The sequence below is a fragment of the Haloparvum sedimenti genome (assembly GCF_001462205.1).
Classification (GTDB): Archaea; Halobacteriota; Halobacteria; order Halobacteriales; family Haloferacaceae; genus Haloparvum; species Haloparvum sedimenti.
On sequence record NZ_LKIR01000043.1, the window covers coordinates 1 to 17,609 of the forward strand.

Here is a 17,609-nt window from a genome sequence, read left to right on the forward strand (position 1 = left end):
AGACCGTCGTTGGAGGCTGATCAACGAATGATTGATACACACGTTGGAGTCAGAAAGATAGCAGATGGCGGAGGGGTGAAGGCCTGCAGCGCCCATTCGTTTTCCGAACGGATCACATTCGCAAGACGGTAGTACATCGTTTATAAACGAACCGTCGTGCGCGCGGCCGGGTCGCCGCATTTTCTGTTGATCGCCTTGCCTCCGTGAAACACGTCTCGCGGTCGGACGAAGGTCGGTCTACTCTCGGCGGAAGAGAATACTCGTGAAGTAAAATCACATAAAGATTTAACCGGGTGCCGGGGGACCGGGAGGTATCCCGCGAGCGCGCCACGCGTTGGCACGGCGCTCGCGTTCACAGCCATGAGCGAGCACCCATCCACAGACGACGCGACGCGACCGACCGACACAGCGCGAGGACGCAGCGACGGCGACGCGACCGCGGTCCGCCGACGGTCGATCCTGGGCGGCATCGCCGGACTCGGGGTGTTCGGCGCGGTGCCCAGCGCGACCGCCGCGGCCGGGAACGACGACGCCCGCGGTCTCGATGCCGCCGATTCCGAGACCGCCGCGCGAACGCCGACCGGGACCGACTCCTTCCATCCCGGTCATCCGCGGTTCGTCACGGTCGGGGAGAAGCTCTGGAACAGCGCGTGGGTCGGTCCGGACCACATCACCGACCGCGACAACCTCGCGCCGGGGGTCCCGTCCCCCTCCCGCGATCCCGACGGCTACGACGCCGGCGACTTCGAGTGGTCGGTGGTCGAGCGCCCCGACGCGAGCGATGCGGGCGCGGAGACGGGCGGCGAGGCGGACGGTGGGGCGAAGGGAGACGCCGGTCTCACCTTCGCATCCTCGCTGTACGAGAACCGGCCGCGCTACGACGAGGGACGGGACAACGTCGCGGAGTTCGAGGCCGACGCCCCGGGCACCTACGTCCTCGAACTCGACGCGCCGGACGGTACCCATCGGCTGACCGTCGAGGCGCTGCCGGCGCCCGGTTCCGACGCGGCCGGCGGCCCGCCCCGCGTCGAACTCGGTGCGACCTACGACGCCGCCGCGGGGACGTTCACGGTCGACTCGAACGCCGAGCTCGCGCCCGATAGCGACGCGGCGCCCGACGACCTCTCGGCGCACTTCCTCGCGGACGACCGCGACGCGCTCGCCACGGCCGACGTCGAGGTCATCGCGGAGGGGGAGGGCGCGGGAACGACCGCGACCGTCGACACGAGCGCGCTCGGCGGCGAGTCCGCCCGCGTCCACGCGGTCGCGCACGACGGCGAGCGGACGAGCGTCGTGGACACCGTCGAACTCCACCCGGACGGGAGCGTCGACCTGCCGAACCGCCCGCCCGAGTGGATCCGCGAGGGGGTCGTCTACCAGATCTTCACGCGCTCGTGGGCCGGCGTCCGGGACGGGACGACGTTCGATACGCTGGTCGACGGGAGCGTCGACCCGGACGCGGTCGGCGAGGGCGAGGAGCCCCCGCCCGCCCGCGGCGTCGACTACCTCGACGAGCTCGGCGTCGACGCGGTGTGGCTCACGCCGGTCCACCCCGCGGTCAGCGCCGAGCGCGAGCTGCCTGGGGGCGGCCCGCACGGCTACGACATCACCGACTACTTCGGGGTTGCCGAGGACCTCGCGCCGGCGGGAACGGACCCCCTGGCGGCCTACAGGGAGTTCATCGACGCCTGCCACGAGCGCGACATTCGGGTGGTTCTCGATCTGGTGGTCAACCACTGCGGGCGCTCGATGCCCGAGTTTCAGGGGACCATCGCGAGCCGGTCGACGGAGCCGGAGTTCTGGCCGACCGTCGAGTCGTGGGCGACCGATGCCGACACGTTCGACTGGTTCGACCGCGTCGACGCGCCGCTGACGAGCGACGGCGAGACGGTCGCACCGGCGCCGCACCCGACCGGCTTCTGGAACCTGCGGCTCCACCCGAACTTCAACTTCGACAACGTCGCGCTCCGCGAGTACATGCTCGCGGTCGCGGACTTCTGGTCGGGCGAGGTGGGCGTCGACGGCTTCCGCTGTGACATCGCGTGGGGCGTCCCGCACTCCTTTTGGAAGGACGTGCGCGAGGTCTGTCGGGCCAACGACGCGGAGTTCCTCCTGCTCGACGAGGCGATCCCCAACGACCCCGCCTTCGCCGAGAACGAGTTCGACATGCACTTCGACACCGGGCGGTTCACCACCGGCGCGCACGCGGTCGTCCGCGGCGAGGCCGACGGGGAGACCCTGCTGGACGCGGTCCGGGACCGACCGGCTCGCGGCTTCCCGGACCACACCCTGTTCCTGAACTGCGTCGAGAACCACGACGAGTTCCGCGCGCTCAACGAGGCGCTCGACGGCTCGCGGGGCGATCCGAAGAAGGCCCAGCGCGCGACGTGGGCGGCGGGCGTGACGCTTCCGGGCGTACCACACGTCTACTACGGACAGGAACGCGCCATCTCGGAGTTCGGCGAGGGCCGCCACCGGGGCGAGGACGACCCCAGAAGCGGCGACGTGTCGCCGGAGGGGCGAAAGCGCGCCTTCATGAACTGGGACGAGTACGACGCCGACCACCTCGCCTTCTATCGGGACCTGATCGACGCGTATCACGACCTCGACGCGCTCAAACCGGGCGCGGCGCTGTCGAGCGCGTGGCACAACGCGCGGGGTGACGTGCTGGCGTTCGGCCGCGACGCGAGCGACCGCGACGACCGCGGCGACCGCGACCTCGACGGCCCGGAGCGCGTCGTCGTCCTGATCAACTTCGAGGACGGCCCCGCGACGGTCTACCTCAGACCCGAGGTCGACGGCACCGATCTCGTCACCGGCGCCGACGTGAGCGTCGAGACGCCCTCCGACGCCACCGCCGTCGAGGTCGACACGGTCGCGGTGCTGGAGACGCCGAGCCTGTTGGACCTCGGCGAGGCGGTCGCGGCCTTCGACGCACCCTCGGACACCGACTACGGCCCCGGCGGCTACACCTACCCGACCGACGAGGAGTACGCCGACGGCGCGTTCGACCTCGTGGCCTTCGACGTGCGCGAGACCGCCGACGCCTACCAGTTCCGCGCGCAGGTGGACGGCGACCTGACGAACCCCCGCGACTACCCGGCGGGCTTCTCCCACCAACACCTCCAGGTGTACCTCCGCGACCCCGAGGCAGACGGCGGGACGACGGCCGCGCGAGAGGGCGTCAACGCGGCGCTCGCGGCCCCCTACCGGCGTCGCCTCGTCGTCGACGGTCGACAGGGGGCGCGGCTGGAGGACCCCGAGGGGAACGTCGTCACCGAGGGGGAGGTCACCACCAACGACGCCACGGACGCGATCGTCGCCTCGGTGCCGAAGGCGGCCGTCGACGCTGCCGCGGCCGAGGAGCGGGGGGTCGGTGACCTCCACGTCGTCCCGCTCCTGCTCGGCTACGACCCCGACGCACCCGGAGGCGTCACGCCGGTGAACGCCGAGGCGGGCGCGCACGCGTTCGGCGGCGGCCGGGAGGACGACGCGAATCCGAACGTCTTGGACCTGCTGGTCGACATCGACGTGGACCGCGAGAGCGCGCTCGACTACGCGGAGGACGACCCCGCCGAAGTCGGCTATGTCCCGCTCGTGACGCCGTTCGAGGAGGTGGCGACGTTCGACGCGCCGACCGGCACGCCGCCCGGGCCGGGGACCTACGAGACGCCGACCGGCGGCGACTACTACGAGGGCGCGTGGGACATCGCCGGCCTGACGGTCCGGCAGTCGCGCGACCGCGTCCGCTTCGAGTACGAGTTCGCCGAGCCCCTGCGGAACCCCTGGGGGTTCGACGTGGGGTTCAGCCACCAGCTCCCGCAGGTGTACATAAATGACCCCGAGACGGACGACCCGGCCACGACGCGGGGTCGAACCGGCACCAACGTCGCCTTCGAGGCGCCGTACAACTACCGGATCAACGTGAATCCGGAATCGGGCGCCACGGTCGAGAACGCCGCCGGCGACGGCGTCACCACGGACGTGACGGTGACATCTGGCGAGAAAACGATCACCGTTGGCGTCCCGCGGGACCCCATCGGCTGGGACACGGAGGGAACGGGCGTCGCGCTCGCCGCGGTCGTCTGCCCCTTCGACGGCTTCGGCGAGGGAGGTCTCCGCGCCGTCGCCGCCGAGGCGGGCGAACACACCATCGGCGGCGGCACGGGAGAAAACGACCCGCGCGTCATGGACGCCGTCACGCCCGAGGGCGTCGACCGCACTTCGGTGCTCTCGGAGTACGCCCCGAACTCGCCGGCGATGCTCCCGTACGTCACCGTCGGCGACCTCTCGCGCGGGGATGTATCGACGGACAACGCCGGCGAAAGTGCCGAGAGCGGGGAAGGCGGGACCGCAACGCCCGAGCCGACCGACACGGAGGAGACCGCGGCGTCCGCGACCGGGAGCGAGGACGCGACGGAGAGCGGCGTGCCGGGCTTCGGTGCGGCGGCGGGCGCGGCCGGGATCGCGGGGGGAGCGGGCGCGGCGGCCGCGGTCGATCGCCTCGCGGACCGGTCGGACAACGACGACAACAGCGACGACGGGACTGAGGAAGGCGCGACCGGCGCCGGCCCGGAGGAGTAGCTACCGGATCTCGGGCACGATGCCCGGCAGGTCCCGGGCGGTCGCGGTGGCCGCCGGGCCGATCCGTTCGTGGGGGTCCCGATTCCTGTTCACCCAGCCGGTCCGCATGCCGGCGCTTCCGGCGCCCGCGGCGTCCCACGCGTTGCTGGTGACGAGCCAGCACTCCTCGAGGGGCTCGCCCAGCTCGTTCGCGGCGTTCTCGTACACCGCGGGCGCGGGCTTGAACGTCTCGACGGCGTCGGCGCTGATGATCTCGTCGAGGTGGGACGCGAGCCCCGCGTTCTCGGCGAGCGTCTCCAGCATCTCGGGGTTGCCGTTCGACAGCACCGCGACGGTGTGACCCGCCTCGCGCAGCGCCGACAGCGCGTCGGTCGCGCCCGGATACGGGGTCAGGTCCTCGTACGCCGAGAGCGCTCGCTCCCGCGTTTCCTGGTCGGGATCGAGGCCGTATCGGGCCAGCGCGTAGTCGAGCGCGTCCGCGGTCACCTCCCAGAAGGTGCGGTATTCGTCCATCAACGAGAGCTGGAAGCTGTACTCCAGCTGCCGGCGTCGCCACGTCGCGTCGACCTCAGCGACGAGCGCGGCCGAGGCGTCGAGCTCCCGGCCGAGAGTTCCCGTGACGCTGCTCGTGTCACACAGCGTGCCGTACATGTCGAAACAGATCGCGGCCATATCGTGTGGTGCGGTCCGCGCCACAAAAGCTGTCGCCCGGCTCGGGGCCGACGAGACCGCGCGGCGCGATGGGTACCGATTTATCCGTGGCGGTCGGCGGTTCGCACGAATGCGCGAGGACGAGATGGCGACCGCGCTCGTCGACCACTACGAGGCGCTTCCCGAGCCCGCCGAGGTCCGACTCGAGGAGCCGTACGACGCGGAGGGGGCCCACGGCGTGGCGGACGCCCACGTCCGGGCGCGGACGCCGGAGCGCGTCGACTATCTCGTCGAGCTGAAGGCGGACGCCGCGGTCAGGCACGCGACCGGGGCCAACGAGGTGCTCCGGCAGTACCGCCGGATGGAGCGCTACTTCTACCGCGACGACGACCACGCGATCCGGCCGACGCTCGGCCGGACCTCGCCGGCCGTCCACCTGCTGTTGCTGTTCGCGCCGACGCCGGCCTGCGTCCACCACGTCGCCGAACACGCCTCGCTGTACGCCTCCGTCGAGCGCCGCGGTCGCGTCGCGGACGTGCCCGCGGCCCGAAAGGTGGCGTTTCTGACCGGGATCGACGGCCCGCCGGAGGAGCTCGGCTTCCTCACGGTCAACGGCGGGGTCGCGTTCGGGACGGACGCCTTCCGCGAGGCGGTCCCGGAGGGCTCGCGGCTGGCCGAGACGCTGGCGCGGATGGCGTCGTTCGAGGAGTGACCGGGGCGGTCAGCGCCGCGCCTCGTCGTCGAGGCGATTGCGAGCGGACTCGCGGACGAACTCCGAGGTCGGCTCCGGCTCGCCGTGGTAGGGCTCCCCGTCGAGGCGGACGATGTAGTCGGGGTCGCGGAGGAGCTCGACGACCTTCTCCGCCGAGCAGGGAACGGGCTGTGTCACGTCGCTTCCGGTCAGCTGGAACGCGTCGGGCGTGACGTCGTCGTAGAGGGCGGTGACGGAGCCGATCCGGTTCTCCCGGACGAAGTGGGCCCACACCGAGACGCGGTAGCTGTCCGGCGCCTCCGACTCGACCGAGACCCGTATCGGGACCGACCCGCCCTCGCGCCGGAACACCGGCCGCGGCTGTGCGCCCACGATCCAGTGGTCGCCGATCTCCCGATCGCCGACGAACCGCGCGGCCTCGGCGAAGCCGTGTCCCCGGACCAGACAGCGGAGCAGCCGTCGCGCGATCGTCGGCGTCGGGCGGTCGGCCGTCGCGAGCGCCGTCACGACGCCCCGGTCACAGAGCGCCGCCGAGACGTCGGGTGCCCCCGGCCCCGCCAGCAGCAGTCCCCACGCGTCGACCGCGTCGACCTCGTCCGGTGAGAGAACGCCGTCGGCGCAGGCGACGCCGCCGTCGACCGCCGGAAGCAGACAGCAGACGAAGTCGTACCCGTCGCCGAGGGCGGCTGCGAGCGCCTCGCGGGTCGGGTCCACCAGCAGGTCCCCGGTCGAGACCGGGGGATCCAGCTCCGCGGTCACCGCGTTGCGAACCCGGCGCCACTCCGCCGCGTGCTCCCCGTCCGCGACGAACAGCACCTCACCGTCCGGCACCTCCCGGGGCGACCGGTCGAGACCCGCCTCGTAGGCACCGGGCACGAGGAGCGTCTCGCCGCTCGAAACCGGACGGTTGGTCCGCCCGACGGCGAGCGCGTCGCGGGCGGTCGATCCGCCGCCGGCCCCGGCCGCGGAGCGCTCGCCGCCCCGGTCGACCGAGACGGACGCGAGGTCGTTCAACAGGTGGGGAATCAGCTCGGCGTCGGCCGGGTCGTCTCGGAGCGTCGCCCGGAGCGGCCGCTCCGGGACGTGGGGGTCGAGCAGCGACGGCGAGACCTCCAGGTACTCCATCAGCTGTGCCGACAGCGACGCGTCGTACAGCTCCGGTGGGTAAAACGGGAGATCCCCCGCGATATCGTCGTACACGTGGCGAACGTTCGAGAAGTACCCGCCCACGCGAACGAGCGAGTCCAGCAACAGCACGCGGCCCAACAGCGCGTCAGCCCGTTCCGCGAGGCGCTCGGTCGGCGTCTCCAGCGGCTCGACGTAGCCGTTCTCGAGACGCAGCTCCGGGCGCTCCCCGGTCTCGATGTCGGCACCGAGGTAGAACGCCAGCGGCGCCACCTCGTAGAGGGCCGCGTACGTCGCCGGGACCCGAACCGTCACCCCGTTTTGCGGCTTCGAGAGCGCGTCCGGAATCCGCAGCTCGTCCCCGCGACGGATCGCCGGCGGATAGCCGCGGAGGGTCGGCCAGGAGCGCTCGGGGGAGAACTCCTTGATCGACGATCCGAGATAGGAGAACGCCTCCGCGAGCGCGGTCGGGTCGTCCGGCACAGTGATCCGTGCCTCCGGTCGCTCGTGGAGCGAGCGAGCGCCGACGGTCACCGTCCGAGTTCCGTCGAAATCGAGGTGGAGCCTCCCCCCGGCGTGTTCGGTCGTCTCGTACCCGCCCGACAGTTCGGTGTCGGGGATTCGGACGTACAGCTTCACCGGCCCGCTGACGTCGACGACGTAGGTGCCGCGCGGATGGTCGACCCAGTCCTCGGAGAACCCCCCGATGTGTTCGCCGGCGCCGTCGCGGACGATCGCGCCCGTGTGCGCGCCGACCCGGAGACCGTCGGTTCGGAACGACACCGCGGCGTCGACGGGCGCGACGAACAGGTCCGTCAGCGCCGGCTGCGGATCCACGTCCCGCCCGGCGTGGAGCGTGAGCGCCTCCTCGTGTAGCGTATCGCGGACGCGGACGCTGGACCCGTCGACCTCGAACGCCACGAGTCCGCAGGAGTCCTCCATGAGCGTGTCACCTCGTCAAAACGTCCGAGCGACCATTACGCTGTTGCTCGCGGCGACGGTCAGGTGGACGGATCGCTCACCGGGGGACCGGCTCGTCCTCCCGGGAGTCCGGGCGGTCCCGGCCGAACCTCTCGACGATCGCGGGCGCTTCCGGGGCGGTACGTGTCAACCGGTTAATTATTTTCACACCAGCGAGTCCGCACATTTACATGGGTAGTTCATGTATCCCCCGCCAGGCACTCGACCGACGGGCTGGTGGGGGCACTCCCTGCGTCCCGGGTTCACCGGGGCACACGCCAGCCCGATCGGGGTGTCGGCAATCATGAATCTGAAGGAACTCATCACGGAGGACCGTGCCGTCTCGCCGGTCATCGGCGTCATACTAATGGTCGCGATCACGGTGATCCTCGCGGCCGTCATCGGCACGTTCGTCCTCGGTCTCGGCGACAGCGTCCAACAGTCCAGTCCCAGCGCCAGCTTCGGCTTCGATTACGCGGAAAACGGCGGCAACTACACTACAACCGTCACCCACGAGGGCGGAGACTCGATTCCCAGCGATCAGGTAGCGATCAGCTACACCCACGGGAACGGTTCGACGGTGTCCGAACCGTGGAACGGCAGTAACGACATCACCGCCGGCGACTCCACCGAGGTCGACCCCGTCGAGGCGGACAGCGACGTCCGCGTCATCTGGACCTCGAACGACGGCTCCAGCTCGCAGACGATCGGCAGTTCGACCGCGCCCAACTGACCGCGGCGAATCGGCCGTTTTCCGACGGCGGTCGCGGACGCCGCGGCCGCACTTTTCGACCGTACCGGTGGCCTACTCCTGACAGGACGCACAGCGGAGCGTTTCGCCCTCGAGCCATTCGGCCACCAGCGGAAACCGGAGCAGACAACTGAGTGGCCTTCCAACCGCGTACCGAGACGAGAAATGGAGGTGCCATCCGGACAGGCGGTCGTCGAAGCGGTGACGACCGTCTTCGTCCTCTCGACGATGTTCTCGATGGGGGTGAAACTCTCCGTCGATCGGATCGTCGACGCGCTCCGGGATCGACGGCTGCTGACGAACGCCCTGGCGGTGAACCTCGTCGCGGTCCCGCTGCTCGCCGCGCTCCTCGTTCGCGCGGTCCCCGTGGAGACCGGGTTCGCGGCCGGGATCGTGCTGCTCGCGGTGTCGCCCGGCGCTCCGTTCGGGCCGAAGCTCGCGGAGCTCTCCGACAGCGACGTGGCGTTCGCGAGCGGCCTCATGGCGATCCTCTGTCTGCTCTCGGTCGTGACGATCCCGGTCTCGCTGTGGCTGCTGCTTCCCGGCGACGCCGCCGTCGATCCCGTCGCGATCGGTCGGATGGTTCTGAACATCCAGCTGGTTCCGCTACTGCTCGGGCTCGGGATGTCGTTCGTCGTTCCGTCGCTCGCGGCCCGGCTCCATCCCCCCGTGCAGCGGCTCTCCGACTACACGTTCGCCGGACTGATCGTCCTGTTGGTCGTCGTCTACAGCGACAGTCTGGCGTCCCTCGTCGGCACGGGAACGCTCGGGCTCTCTACGGTCGCCGTCGGGGCATCGCTACTGTTCGGCTACGGCCTCGGCGGCCCGGCGCGAGCGACGCGGGAAGTGCTGGCGACGACGACCGCGGCCCGGAACGCGGCGATCGCGTTGTTCATCGCGACGACAGGGTTCTCGGACCCGAACGTCCTCACGGCGGTCCTCGCGTTCTCCTTCATCGGCGTCGTCTGGTCAGCCCTGCTCGCTGGCGTGTGGCGACGCGGATCGGTCGAGGCGGCGCCGCTGCACGGCTAGCGGGTGCCGACCGCGTGCGACCACAGAACGAAAGCCGCCGTTCGGAGAGCCGCGAACGCGAACGGCGCCGGTCGGGACGGCTACGTGTCGTCGACCAGGAATTCGGGCTCGGCGATGCGCTCGGACTTGCACTCGGGGCATCGGGAGGGCTCGTTCACGGGGTCGTCGAAGCCGTCGAAGCCGCAGTCGCGGCACGCGGGCGGCGCGACGAGGAACTGCTCGCCCTCACCGACCGACTGCGCGACGTGCTCTACGTGCTCGTAGACGACCGGCGTCGGCAGCTCGAGCGCGCTCGCGAGGTCGCTCGCGGTCGCGGGCCCCTCGCGCAGCCGGTCCGCGATGCGCTGGCGGGTGGTCGGCTCCATGGCCAGCGTTGGCCGGCCGGCGAGAAAAGCCCCGCGGCGTTGGGGTGCCGGACGCAGGCAGGTCTGCTCGCGTCCCCTATCGGCCGCCAAACGCCGCTCTCGGTCGTCTTCGACTCCCGTTCGGGACCGGATTTCGGTCGGCCTAAGTCACAAAAACCATAACCGCGGACCGGAAGATGCACTCATGAAAGCGGTAGTGCTTGCGGGTGGGTACGCGACGCGCCTCTGGCCGATCACGAAGGACCGGCCGAAGATGTTCCTCCCCATCGGCGACGGGACGGTCATCGACGAGATCTTCGCCGACCTGGAGGCGGACGACCGGATCAGCGAGGTGTACGTCTCCACGAACGAGCGGTTCGCGGAGGACTTCGAGTCGTACCTCGCGGACAGCGAGTTCGAGAAGCCGCAGCTCTCCGTGGAGGAGACCGAGGCCGAAGACGAGAAGTTCGGCGTCGTCGGCGCGCTCGCCCAGCTCGTGGAACGGGAGGGGATCGAGGAGGACCTCGTCGTCGTGGCGGGCGACAACCTGATCAGCTTCGACGTGGCCGAGTTCGTCGACTTCTTCGAGACGAAAGGGACCGCCGCCATCGCGGCCTACGACGTGGGCTCACGGGAGAAGGCGAAGTCCTACGGGCTCGTCGAACTGGAGGGCGACCGCGTGGTCGACTTCCAGGAGAAGCCCGAGGACCCCAAGAGCACGCTCGTCTCCATCGCCTGCTACGCGTTCCCCGCCGACACCCTGCCGGACCTGCGGACGTACCTCGACGACGGCAACAACCCCGACGAGCCGGGATGGTTCATCCAGTGGCTCCAGCGCCGCCAGCCGGTCCACGCGTTCACCTTCGACGGCGCGTGGTTCGACATCGGGACCCCCGAGAGCTACCTCGACGCGGTCGCGTGGACCCTCGACGGGGAGACGCGCGTCGCGGAGTCCGCGACCGTCGAGAACGCGACGCTCGGCGAGAACGTCCACGTCATGCCCGGCGCGACCGTCCGCGACGCCGCGGTCCACGACAGCGTCGTCTTCCCCGAGGTCACCATCGAGGAGGCCGAGGTCCGTCACACGATAATCGACCGCGGAACCCACCTCAAGGGGCTCGACCTCTCGGGCGCGCTCATCGGCGCGCACACGAAGATCACCAACGGCGAGTAGGCGTCGGAGGCCGTTCGCGCGGGCCGTCGCTCCACCGCGGTCCGGCTACTCCAGCCGCGCGTCCGTCACCCGGACGTGCCCGCGGTCGCCCTCCCACACCGTCTCGTACTCCAGATCGACCCGGCGGTCCATGTGCGGGCCGTCGACGACGAACGTCTCGAACTCGCCGCCCTCCCCGAGCAGGTGGACGCCGTACTCCTCGTTGAGCCCGCGGAGGTCCGCGAGCGCCTCCCGGTCGAGCGGGCGCCCGAGCCACGACTCGTCGAGGCCGTACGCCGCCACCTGGACGATCAGGATCTCGAAGCCGGCGTCGAGCATCGCGGTCGCCAGCTCCTCGGGGTCCTCCTGCCACAGCGGCGCGAACAGGTCGACTCCGAGCCGGTCGCACATCGCCTCGATCCGGCTGGTCTGGAACTCGCTCTCGACGGCGCCCGCGGTGACGCCCGCGAGGTCCACGCCCTGCTCGGCCGCGATCTCCCGGAGCGCCGCCTCCATCGGTTCGAGCTCCGCGTCGCCGCGCTCGCCGGCGGCCGCGTCCCCGGCCGGCCCGGCGTCGAAGTCCTCCGGTTCGACGGAGACGAGGTCGATGCCGACGCTCTCGGCGACGAGTTCGGTGAGGTGCGTCGCGGGCGTGTGGTACATGTAGGAGTCGCCGGCGGGGTGGACGGTGAGCAGGCGCGTCACGTCCAGCCCCTCCGCGAGCGCGCGGTACAGCGCCCACGAGGAGTCCTTGCCGCCGGAGAAGAGGCAGACCCAGTCGTCGCTCATGGAGAGTGAGAGCGGGGCTGCGGGTAAATCGGCAGCGGTCCGCGGCCGTCGCGGTGAGACGAGCAGCTACCTCGGGCGCGTCCGGCGCCTCAGTCGCTTATGAACTTGTTGTCGCGCCAGTTGACGCCGCCCTCGCCGTCGCCGTTACCCTTCGGGCTCTCGACGACCTCGACGGTCGCGGGGCGCTCCTCGCCCTCGACGATGCGGGTCGCCTGCAGCTCCTCGCCCTCCTCGGTGATGGCGGTGAGCGTGCCCTTCTCGGCCTGGAGCGCGATGTCGCGGAGGACGAGGAACATCGGGTACTGGAGCGCCGAGTTCTGGAGGACGGTCTCGCGGTCGCCCTTGAAGCAGGCGAACTCGACGAGCTCCGAAGGGATCTCCTCCTCCTCGTCGTCCATCCACTGGGGGCCGCCGGCGCGCGGCGGCTCCTCCTCGTAGACGCGCGTCTCGCTGACGGAGGCCTTCAGCTGAGCGGTCGGCGTGTACTTGCTGATGTTCTCGTCCGAGGAGACGGCCTTGATGATGAGGGTGTTGTTGCGACGCGTGATGTCCACGTCGTCGATCTCCGTCGGGAGATCGGGGTCGTTCTCGAAGTACTCTTCTACGTCTTCGAGGGGCAGTTCGAGCGTCGAGTGAAGTCGGAACACGCGGCCTGACATGGTTGAGTGGGGTTCTGGTGGTTGGCGGACGCGGCGAGGGAGCAACCGTACCTACCGCATCTTGGGCACCGAGCCTTATAGGGGCTGCCCTTTCCGCGGGTCCGGTGTGGGGAGACGGAGCGTCTCACGCGCGCTGTCGGTCGGTCAAAGGGGTTTCGGGCGGTTCGCGGTCGGGGCCGGTTCGCGGTTGGAGCCGTGCCGGCGTTACTCGGCGTTCAGCGACGCCGCGAGCTCGCCGCGCTCGTCGAGTTCCGCGAGCACGTCGCTCCCGCCGACGAACTCGCCGTCGACGTACGTCTGCGGGATCGTCTCCCAGTCGCTGTGCTCGGCGAGGGCCTCGCGGTACTGGTCGAGCGCGGGGAGCACGTCGACCGTCTCGAACTCGGAGACGTGCTGGCCGATCAGCTCCAGCGCGCGCTTCGAGTAGCCGCACTGGGGCATCAGCCGGTTGCCCTTCATGAACAGGACCACGTCGTTGTCCGCGATGGCCTCGTCGACGCGCTGTCGGATCTCCTCGACGTCGGACTCGGATTCGGGCGTGAACGTCATGTCCCCTCGTACGCGGCGCGGGGGAAAAGGGGTTGCGCTGTCGGCGACCGTCGGGTCGGTCGTCCGCGAGGCGATGGCGTGACCGTGGCGGTGGCGTGATCGTGGCGGTGGCGCGCGCGAGAAACGCGCGCGAGGGAGGCCGCGGGGCGGGCGCGATGCGGTGCGGTCCCGCGCCCGCCCCGCGGCCGAGGCTGGGGAGGTGCGAGGCTGCTGTGCGGGGCGGTGCGGTCGCGGTGGGTGGGACTGAAAGGGGCAGCCGGCTCGATCCGGCCCCGACGACGCAAGCACTCGCGCTGGGCGGTGTCTCCAGCGCGCTACTGCACGCTGGAGGCTAGCGAGACGCGGTTTGTCTCGCCAAGCGGAGAAGCGTGAGCGCGCAGCGAGGCGCGGCCGGTCGAGCCGGCTGGGGCTTTCTGGGTGGTGCTGTCCAGATCGGCAGGATCGACAGCAGTTACAAAAACGTCGTCCGGAGAGCCGGCTGGGGCTTTCTGGGTGGTGCTGTCCAGATCGGCAGGATCGACAGCAGTTACAAAAACGTCGTCCGGAGAGCCGGCTGGGGCTTTCTGGGTTCCGAGAACTCCCGCGGAGCAGTATCAGTCCTCGCGGTCGACGCGCACCACGTCCACCAGCGAGTAGATGGGGACGCCCTCGATCTCCTCGTTGCCCTGCTTGTCGGCCAGCACGCAGCAGCCGACCGGCTCGCCGCCCTGCTCGCGGATCGCCTCGATGGTCTCGGCCATCGTCGTCCCGGAGGTGACGATGTCGTCGACGACGTAGCACTCGCGGCCGCGGATCCCCGCGAAGTTGCGCGAGAAGCCGCCGCCGTGCTCGGCGATGTCGCCCTCCTCCCACTGGTGTTTGGCGGGCGCGTAGGTGCCCATATCCGTGTCGAGCGCGCGCGCGACGACCGTCGCCAGCGGGACGCCCGCCTTCTCGATGCCGATGGTGAGGTCGACCTCCTCGCCCTCCTTCGAGAGCAGGTCCGCCATCGCCTTGCCGGCGTAGCTGAGCCGGGCGGAGTCGCGGCCGATGGCACTCCAGTCGACGTGGATGTCGGAGCTCATGGTCGCGGCGGGCTCCTCCTGCGCGTCGGCTGCCGACTCCTCGCCCGCGCCGGCGCGCTCGACGAGCCAGCTCGCCGTCTCCCGCGAGACGTTCAGCTCGTCGGCGATCTCCCCCTTCGAGAGGCCGCGCTCGGCCAGCTCCGCGGCGCTGTCGATCAGGTCGTCAACGTTCTTCATAGCTGGCGAATTCGACGGCCGTTTTAATAGTCGTGTCGTCATCCGCGAACGCTGGCGCGAAGTCGTCGAGCCCGTGGACGCCGGTGACCAGGTCGTCGAGGAACGACTCCTCCATGGCGGCCAGCGAGTCGGCCGCGGCCTCGAAGTGGCCCACGCCGGAGTTGACGCTCCCGACGAGCGCCTTGTTGTGGAGGACGAACTCGCGGTGGAGCGCGCCCCCGTCGACCTCGAACTCCCAGTCGCTCGGGACGCCGAGCAGCGCGCCGACGCCGTTCGGCGCGAGCGCCTCGATGGTCTCGAAGGCGTGCGGCGCGTAGCCGGTCGCCTCGTAGACGAAGTCCGGCGCCTCGTGGACCTCGGGGACCTCCGGCACCGCCGTCTCCTCGGAGTTGACGTACGTCGCGCCCAGCGACTCGATGATGTCGATGGTCGGGTCCGGCCGGTACCGGCGTCCGAGACAGTAGAGCCGGTCGAACCGGTCGTCGAGCGCCGCGACCGTCAAAAGCCCGAGCGAGCCGTTGCCGAGCACCAGCGCGCTCTCGGGATCCCACGCGAAGGCCGACCGCGAGGCGAACGCGTGCTCGACTGCCTTCTCGGTGATCGATATCGGCTCCACCAGAAAGCCCCACTCCGCGAGTTCGGGCGGGATCTCGACGAGGCACTCCGCGGGGCTGGTGAAGTACTCGGCCATGAAGCCGTGGTCGCCGACGATGCCCCGCTCGTGGTACTGCCCCTCGGGCGCCATGTCCGGTTCGCCGCGCGCGAAGAACTCGTTGCCCCCGTTCGGCGCCCGCCGGACGGTCGGGACGACCACGTCGCCCTCCTCGAGGTCGGTTCCGTTCGGCTCCACTACGACCCCGACCGCTTCGTGGCCCAACACGAGGTGGTCCTCGCCGTCCGGGAACCCGCCGTGAGTCCCCGCGATGACCTCGTGGTCGGTCCCGTCGACGCCCACGCGGAGCGTCCGCACGAGCGCCTCCCCCGCGGCCGGCTCCGGCCGCGGCTTCTCGATCAGGACGGGATCGCCCCCGCCCTCGGTGACCGCGATTGCGTGCATACGATGACCGAGGACCTGGGCCACCAAAAGATTTATTCTATTTTGAGTAATTTCTCTCCCCGTCGGCGGGCGCGGGTTCGGCAGGGGTCCAGTCCCCGTGCCGACAGCCATCACCGTCGCGACGCGCCGTCGAGACGTCCGACCCGCCTCCGCCGTCACGCCTGTTGTCGCACGACCGCTACCGCCGCGCAAGGAGCGGCGCTGCCGGTAAGCGCGGCGCCGCCGCGAGGAGCGCCGCCCGCGCTCGCCGAGCGACGGCGGATTTTTGTTCGGGCCGCGCCCACCAGAGCCCGTGTGTACGCTCGCGCTCGCATGGCGGGTCTTCGAGGGGACGCCGGTCGCCGCGGCCGCGAACCGCGACGAGGGGCTCGGTCGCCCCTCCGAACCGCCGTCGCTGTGGGGGGTCGACGAGGACGCCGGCGCGTCCGGTCCGGCCGACCCGAACGGCGCCGCGACCGACGCCGCCGCAACCGACGACGGTATCGCGACGTTCCTCGCACCGCGCGATGCGGAGGCCGGCGGGACGTGGGTCGGGCTCAACGAGTACGGCTGCTACGCCACCGTCACGAACCGGTGGCTGGACGAGGCGCCGCCCGCGGAGCGGTCGCGCGGGCTCCTCGTTCGCGACTGCCTGCGCGCCCCGACCGCGGAGGCGGCGGTCCGTCGCGTCGAGCGGGAAGTCCGCGAACGCTCCTACGACGGGTTCAACCTCGCGATCGCGGACGCCCGTGCGGCGTTCGTCGTCTCGTGGGACGGCCGGCTCTCCATCGAGCGGCTCGACCCCGGCGTCCACGTGCTGACGAACGTCGGCGGACTGCTCAACGGCCGCGGCCGCTTCGCGGTCCCCGAGCGCCGCCGCGAGGCGGGCGACGAACAGATCGAACGCGTCGGCCGACTCGCCGACCGCCTCGGCGCCGAACCGGGCGACGGCGCGGACGCGTGGCTCGACCGCGCGGGCACGGCCATGGCCGACCACGAGGTGGGCGTCTGCGTCCACGGCGACGGCTACGGGACGCGGTCGAGCACGCTCGTCGGGACCGGATCGGCCCCGCGGTTCGCGTTCGCGGACGGGCCGCCCTGCGAGACGGAGTACGTGGACGTTCCCCTGCCGGACGATTGGCCGCGGGCGGCGCCGGAGGGGGACGGTCACCCGGAAGGTCAGGTTTAAGCGAATCGCGGGCGCCAACACACACATGAGCGTGTCCGAACTGGAGGCCGACCTCTCGGAGGACGAGCAGGCGGGGCTCGAACTCATCCGCGAGACGGGCGGCATCCACCAGAGCGACTTCTGGAAGGAGCTGGACGTCTCCTCCCGGAAGGGGAGCCGCATCGCGGAAGCGCTGGAGGAGTCCGGCCTCATCAAGCGCGAGGATACCGTCTACGACGGTCACAACACCTTCTACCTCGAACCGGCCGCCCGCGACCTGGACTTCTCGCTGCTGATGGCCGGCGACATGCTCTCGCCGTTCATCGGCGAGGAGGAGGTCGACGGCCAGTCGGACGCCTTCTCGCAGTGGCTGATGAACCTCGCCTACGAGGAGTACTGAGCCGCCGCGCCGCGAGCGAGGATTCGCGGCGTCGGACCGTTTTTCCGTTGGGGGTGCGACCGGACGCGCATGTCGGGGATCGTCTTCTTCGCGACGCAGAACCACGACGCAGTCGTCGACTTCTACGTGGAGACAGTCGGCGCCGACGTGTGGCTCGAACAGCCGGACTGTACCGTCCTCAAGCACGGCAACCTGCTCGTCGGGTTCTGCGCCCGCGACCGAACGGACGACGAGGGGATCGTGACGATCCTCGCGGACGACCGCGCCGGCGTCGACGCCTATCACGAGCGCGTCGGCGCGGCCGCGACCGAGGACCCTCACGTCGAGAAGACGTACGACATCTACCGGTTCCTGGCGCGCGACCCGGACGGTCGCACGGTCGAGTTTCAGACCTTCCTGGACCCGGAACACTCCGTCTGACCGGAGGTCCCCGGAGCCAGCGCGGGACCGCCAAC

16 protein-coding genes are annotated in these 17,609 nt (G+C 70.6%); 8 read left to right on the forward strand and 8 right to left on the reverse strand.

Annotated elements, in window-relative coordinates:
- Nucleotides 1-360 precede the first annotated feature (360 nt).
- Nucleotides 361-4,584 (forward strand): glucodextranase DOMON-like domain-containing protein, encoded by a 4,224-nt coding sequence (locus AN233_RS02475; RefSeq protein ID WP_058365282.1) that lies wholly within the window; start codon nucleotides 361-363, stop codon nucleotides 4,582-4,584.
- On the opposite strand, the gene AN233_RS02480 is transcribed toward AN233_RS02475, so the two are convergent.
- A complete protein-coding gene (locus tag AN233_RS02480) occupies nucleotides 4,585-5,256 on the reverse strand; it encodes a haloacid dehalogenase type II (protein WP_058365283.1) in 672 nt (223 codons plus the stop codon).
- Nucleotides 5,257-5,365: 109 nt separating this feature from the next.
- Between AN233_RS02480 and AN233_RS02485 the strand changes: the two genes are divergently transcribed.
- Nucleotides 5,366-5,947 (forward strand): hypothetical protein, encoded by a 582-nt coding sequence (locus AN233_RS02485; protein ID WP_058365284.1) that lies wholly within the window; start codon nucleotides 5,366-5,368, stop codon nucleotides 5,945-5,947.
- A gap of 9 nt (nucleotides 5,948-5,956) precedes the next feature.
- On the opposite strand, the gene AN233_RS02490 is transcribed toward AN233_RS02485, so the two are convergent.
- Nucleotides 5,957-8,014 (reverse strand): hypothetical protein, encoded by a 2,058-nt coding sequence (locus tag AN233_RS02490; RefSeq protein WP_058365285.1) that lies wholly within the window; start codon nucleotides 8,012-8,014, stop codon nucleotides 5,957-5,959.
- A 322-nt stretch (nucleotides 8,015-8,336) separates the two neighbouring features.
- Here AN233_RS02490 and AN233_RS02495 point away from each other — a divergent pair, with 322 nt between their 5' ends.
- Both AN233_RS02495 and AN233_RS02500 read left to right on the forward strand, forming a co-directional pair.
- On the forward strand, nucleotides 8,337-8,765 hold the full coding sequence (locus AN233_RS02495) for a type IV pilin (RefSeq protein ID WP_058365339.1): 429 nt from the start codon (nucleotides 8,337-8,339) through the stop codon (nucleotides 8,763-8,765).
- A 183-nt stretch (nucleotides 8,766-8,948) separates the two neighbouring features.
- Nucleotides 8,949-9,815, forward strand: coding sequence for a bile acid:sodium symporter family protein (locus AN233_RS02500; RefSeq protein ID WP_058365286.1), 867 nt, complete (start codon nucleotides 8,949-8,951; stop codon nucleotides 9,813-9,815).
- A gap of 80 nt (nucleotides 9,816-9,895) precedes the next feature.
- Here AN233_RS02500 and AN233_RS02505 read toward each other — a convergent pair whose 3' ends face one another.
- Nucleotides 9,896-10,180, reverse strand: a complete 285-nt coding sequence (locus AN233_RS02505; protein ID WP_058365287.1) for a transcriptional regulator — start codon at nucleotides 10,178-10,180, stop codon at nucleotides 9,896-9,898.
- 184 nt (nucleotides 10,181-10,364) lie between these two features.
- Here AN233_RS02505 and AN233_RS02510 point away from each other — a divergent pair, with 184 nt between their 5' ends.
- Nucleotides 10,365-11,333: a sugar phosphate nucleotidyltransferase gene (locus AN233_RS02510; RefSeq protein WP_058365288.1), complete on the forward strand. Its 969-nt coding sequence runs from the start codon at nucleotides 10,365-10,367 to the stop codon at nucleotides 11,331-11,333.
- Nucleotides 11,334-11,378: 45 nt separating this feature from the next.
- Here the strand turns inward: AN233_RS02510 and AN233_RS02515 are convergent, their stop codons facing one another.
- The 5 genes from AN233_RS02515 to AN233_RS02535 all read right to left on the reverse strand — a co-directional run bounded on the left by AN233_RS02515 (nucleotide 11,379) and on the right by AN233_RS02535 (nucleotide 15,607).
- Entirely contained in the window at nucleotides 11,379-12,101 is a 723-nt protein-coding gene (locus AN233_RS02515) for a diphthine--ammonia ligase (protein ID WP_058365289.1), read from the reverse strand.
- Between the two features lie 89 nt (nucleotides 12,102-12,190).
- Nucleotides 12,191-12,760 carry a DUF7110 family protein gene (locus AN233_RS02520; RefSeq protein ID WP_058365290.1) on the reverse strand — a complete coding sequence of 190 codons (570 nt, stop codon included), beginning with the start codon at nucleotides 12,758-12,760 and terminating at the stop codon, nucleotides 12,191-12,193.
- 204 nt (nucleotides 12,761-12,964) lie between these two features.
- Nucleotides 12,965-13,309, reverse strand: a complete 345-nt coding sequence (locus AN233_RS02525) for a glutaredoxin family protein (RefSeq protein WP_058365291.1) — start codon at nucleotides 13,307-13,309, stop codon at nucleotides 12,965-12,967.
- 593 nt (nucleotides 13,310-13,902) lie between these two features.
- Nucleotides 13,903-14,550 carry a transcriptional regulator GfcR gene (gene gfcR / locus AN233_RS02530; RefSeq protein ID WP_058365292.1) on the reverse strand — a complete coding sequence of 216 codons (648 nt, stop codon included), beginning with the start codon at nucleotides 14,548-14,550 and terminating at the stop codon, nucleotides 13,903-13,905.
- The gene (locus AN233_RS02535) at nucleotides 14,537-15,607 is read right to left on the reverse strand and encodes a glucose 1-dehydrogenase (RefSeq protein ID WP_058365293.1); all 1,071 of its coding nucleotides are present in this window, start codon (nucleotides 15,605-15,607) and stop codon (nucleotides 14,537-14,539) included. The genes gfcR and AN233_RS02535 overlap by 14 nt, the downstream gene beginning before the upstream one ends.
- 292 nt (nucleotides 15,608-15,899) lie before the next feature.
- Between AN233_RS02535 and AN233_RS02540 the strand changes: the two genes are divergently transcribed.
- The 3 genes from AN233_RS02540 (at nucleotide 15,900) to AN233_RS02550 (ending at nucleotide 17,574) form a co-directional block, all read left to right on the forward strand.
- Nucleotides 15,900-16,775 (forward strand): NRDE family protein, encoded by an 876-nt coding sequence (locus tag AN233_RS02540; protein ID WP_058365294.1) that lies wholly within the window; start codon nucleotides 15,900-15,902, stop codon nucleotides 16,773-16,775.
- 25 nt (nucleotides 16,776-16,800) lie between these two features.
- Nucleotides 16,801-17,154, forward strand: a complete 354-nt coding sequence (locus tag AN233_RS02545; protein ID WP_058365295.1) for a helix-turn-helix transcriptional regulator — start codon at nucleotides 16,801-16,803, stop codon at nucleotides 17,152-17,154.
- 69 nt (nucleotides 17,155-17,223) lie between these two features.
- On the forward strand, nucleotides 17,224-17,574 hold the full coding sequence (locus AN233_RS02550) for a VOC family protein (protein ID WP_058365296.1): 351 nt from the start codon (nucleotides 17,224-17,226) through the stop codon (nucleotides 17,572-17,574).
- Nucleotides 17,575-17,609 lie beyond the last annotated feature (35 nt).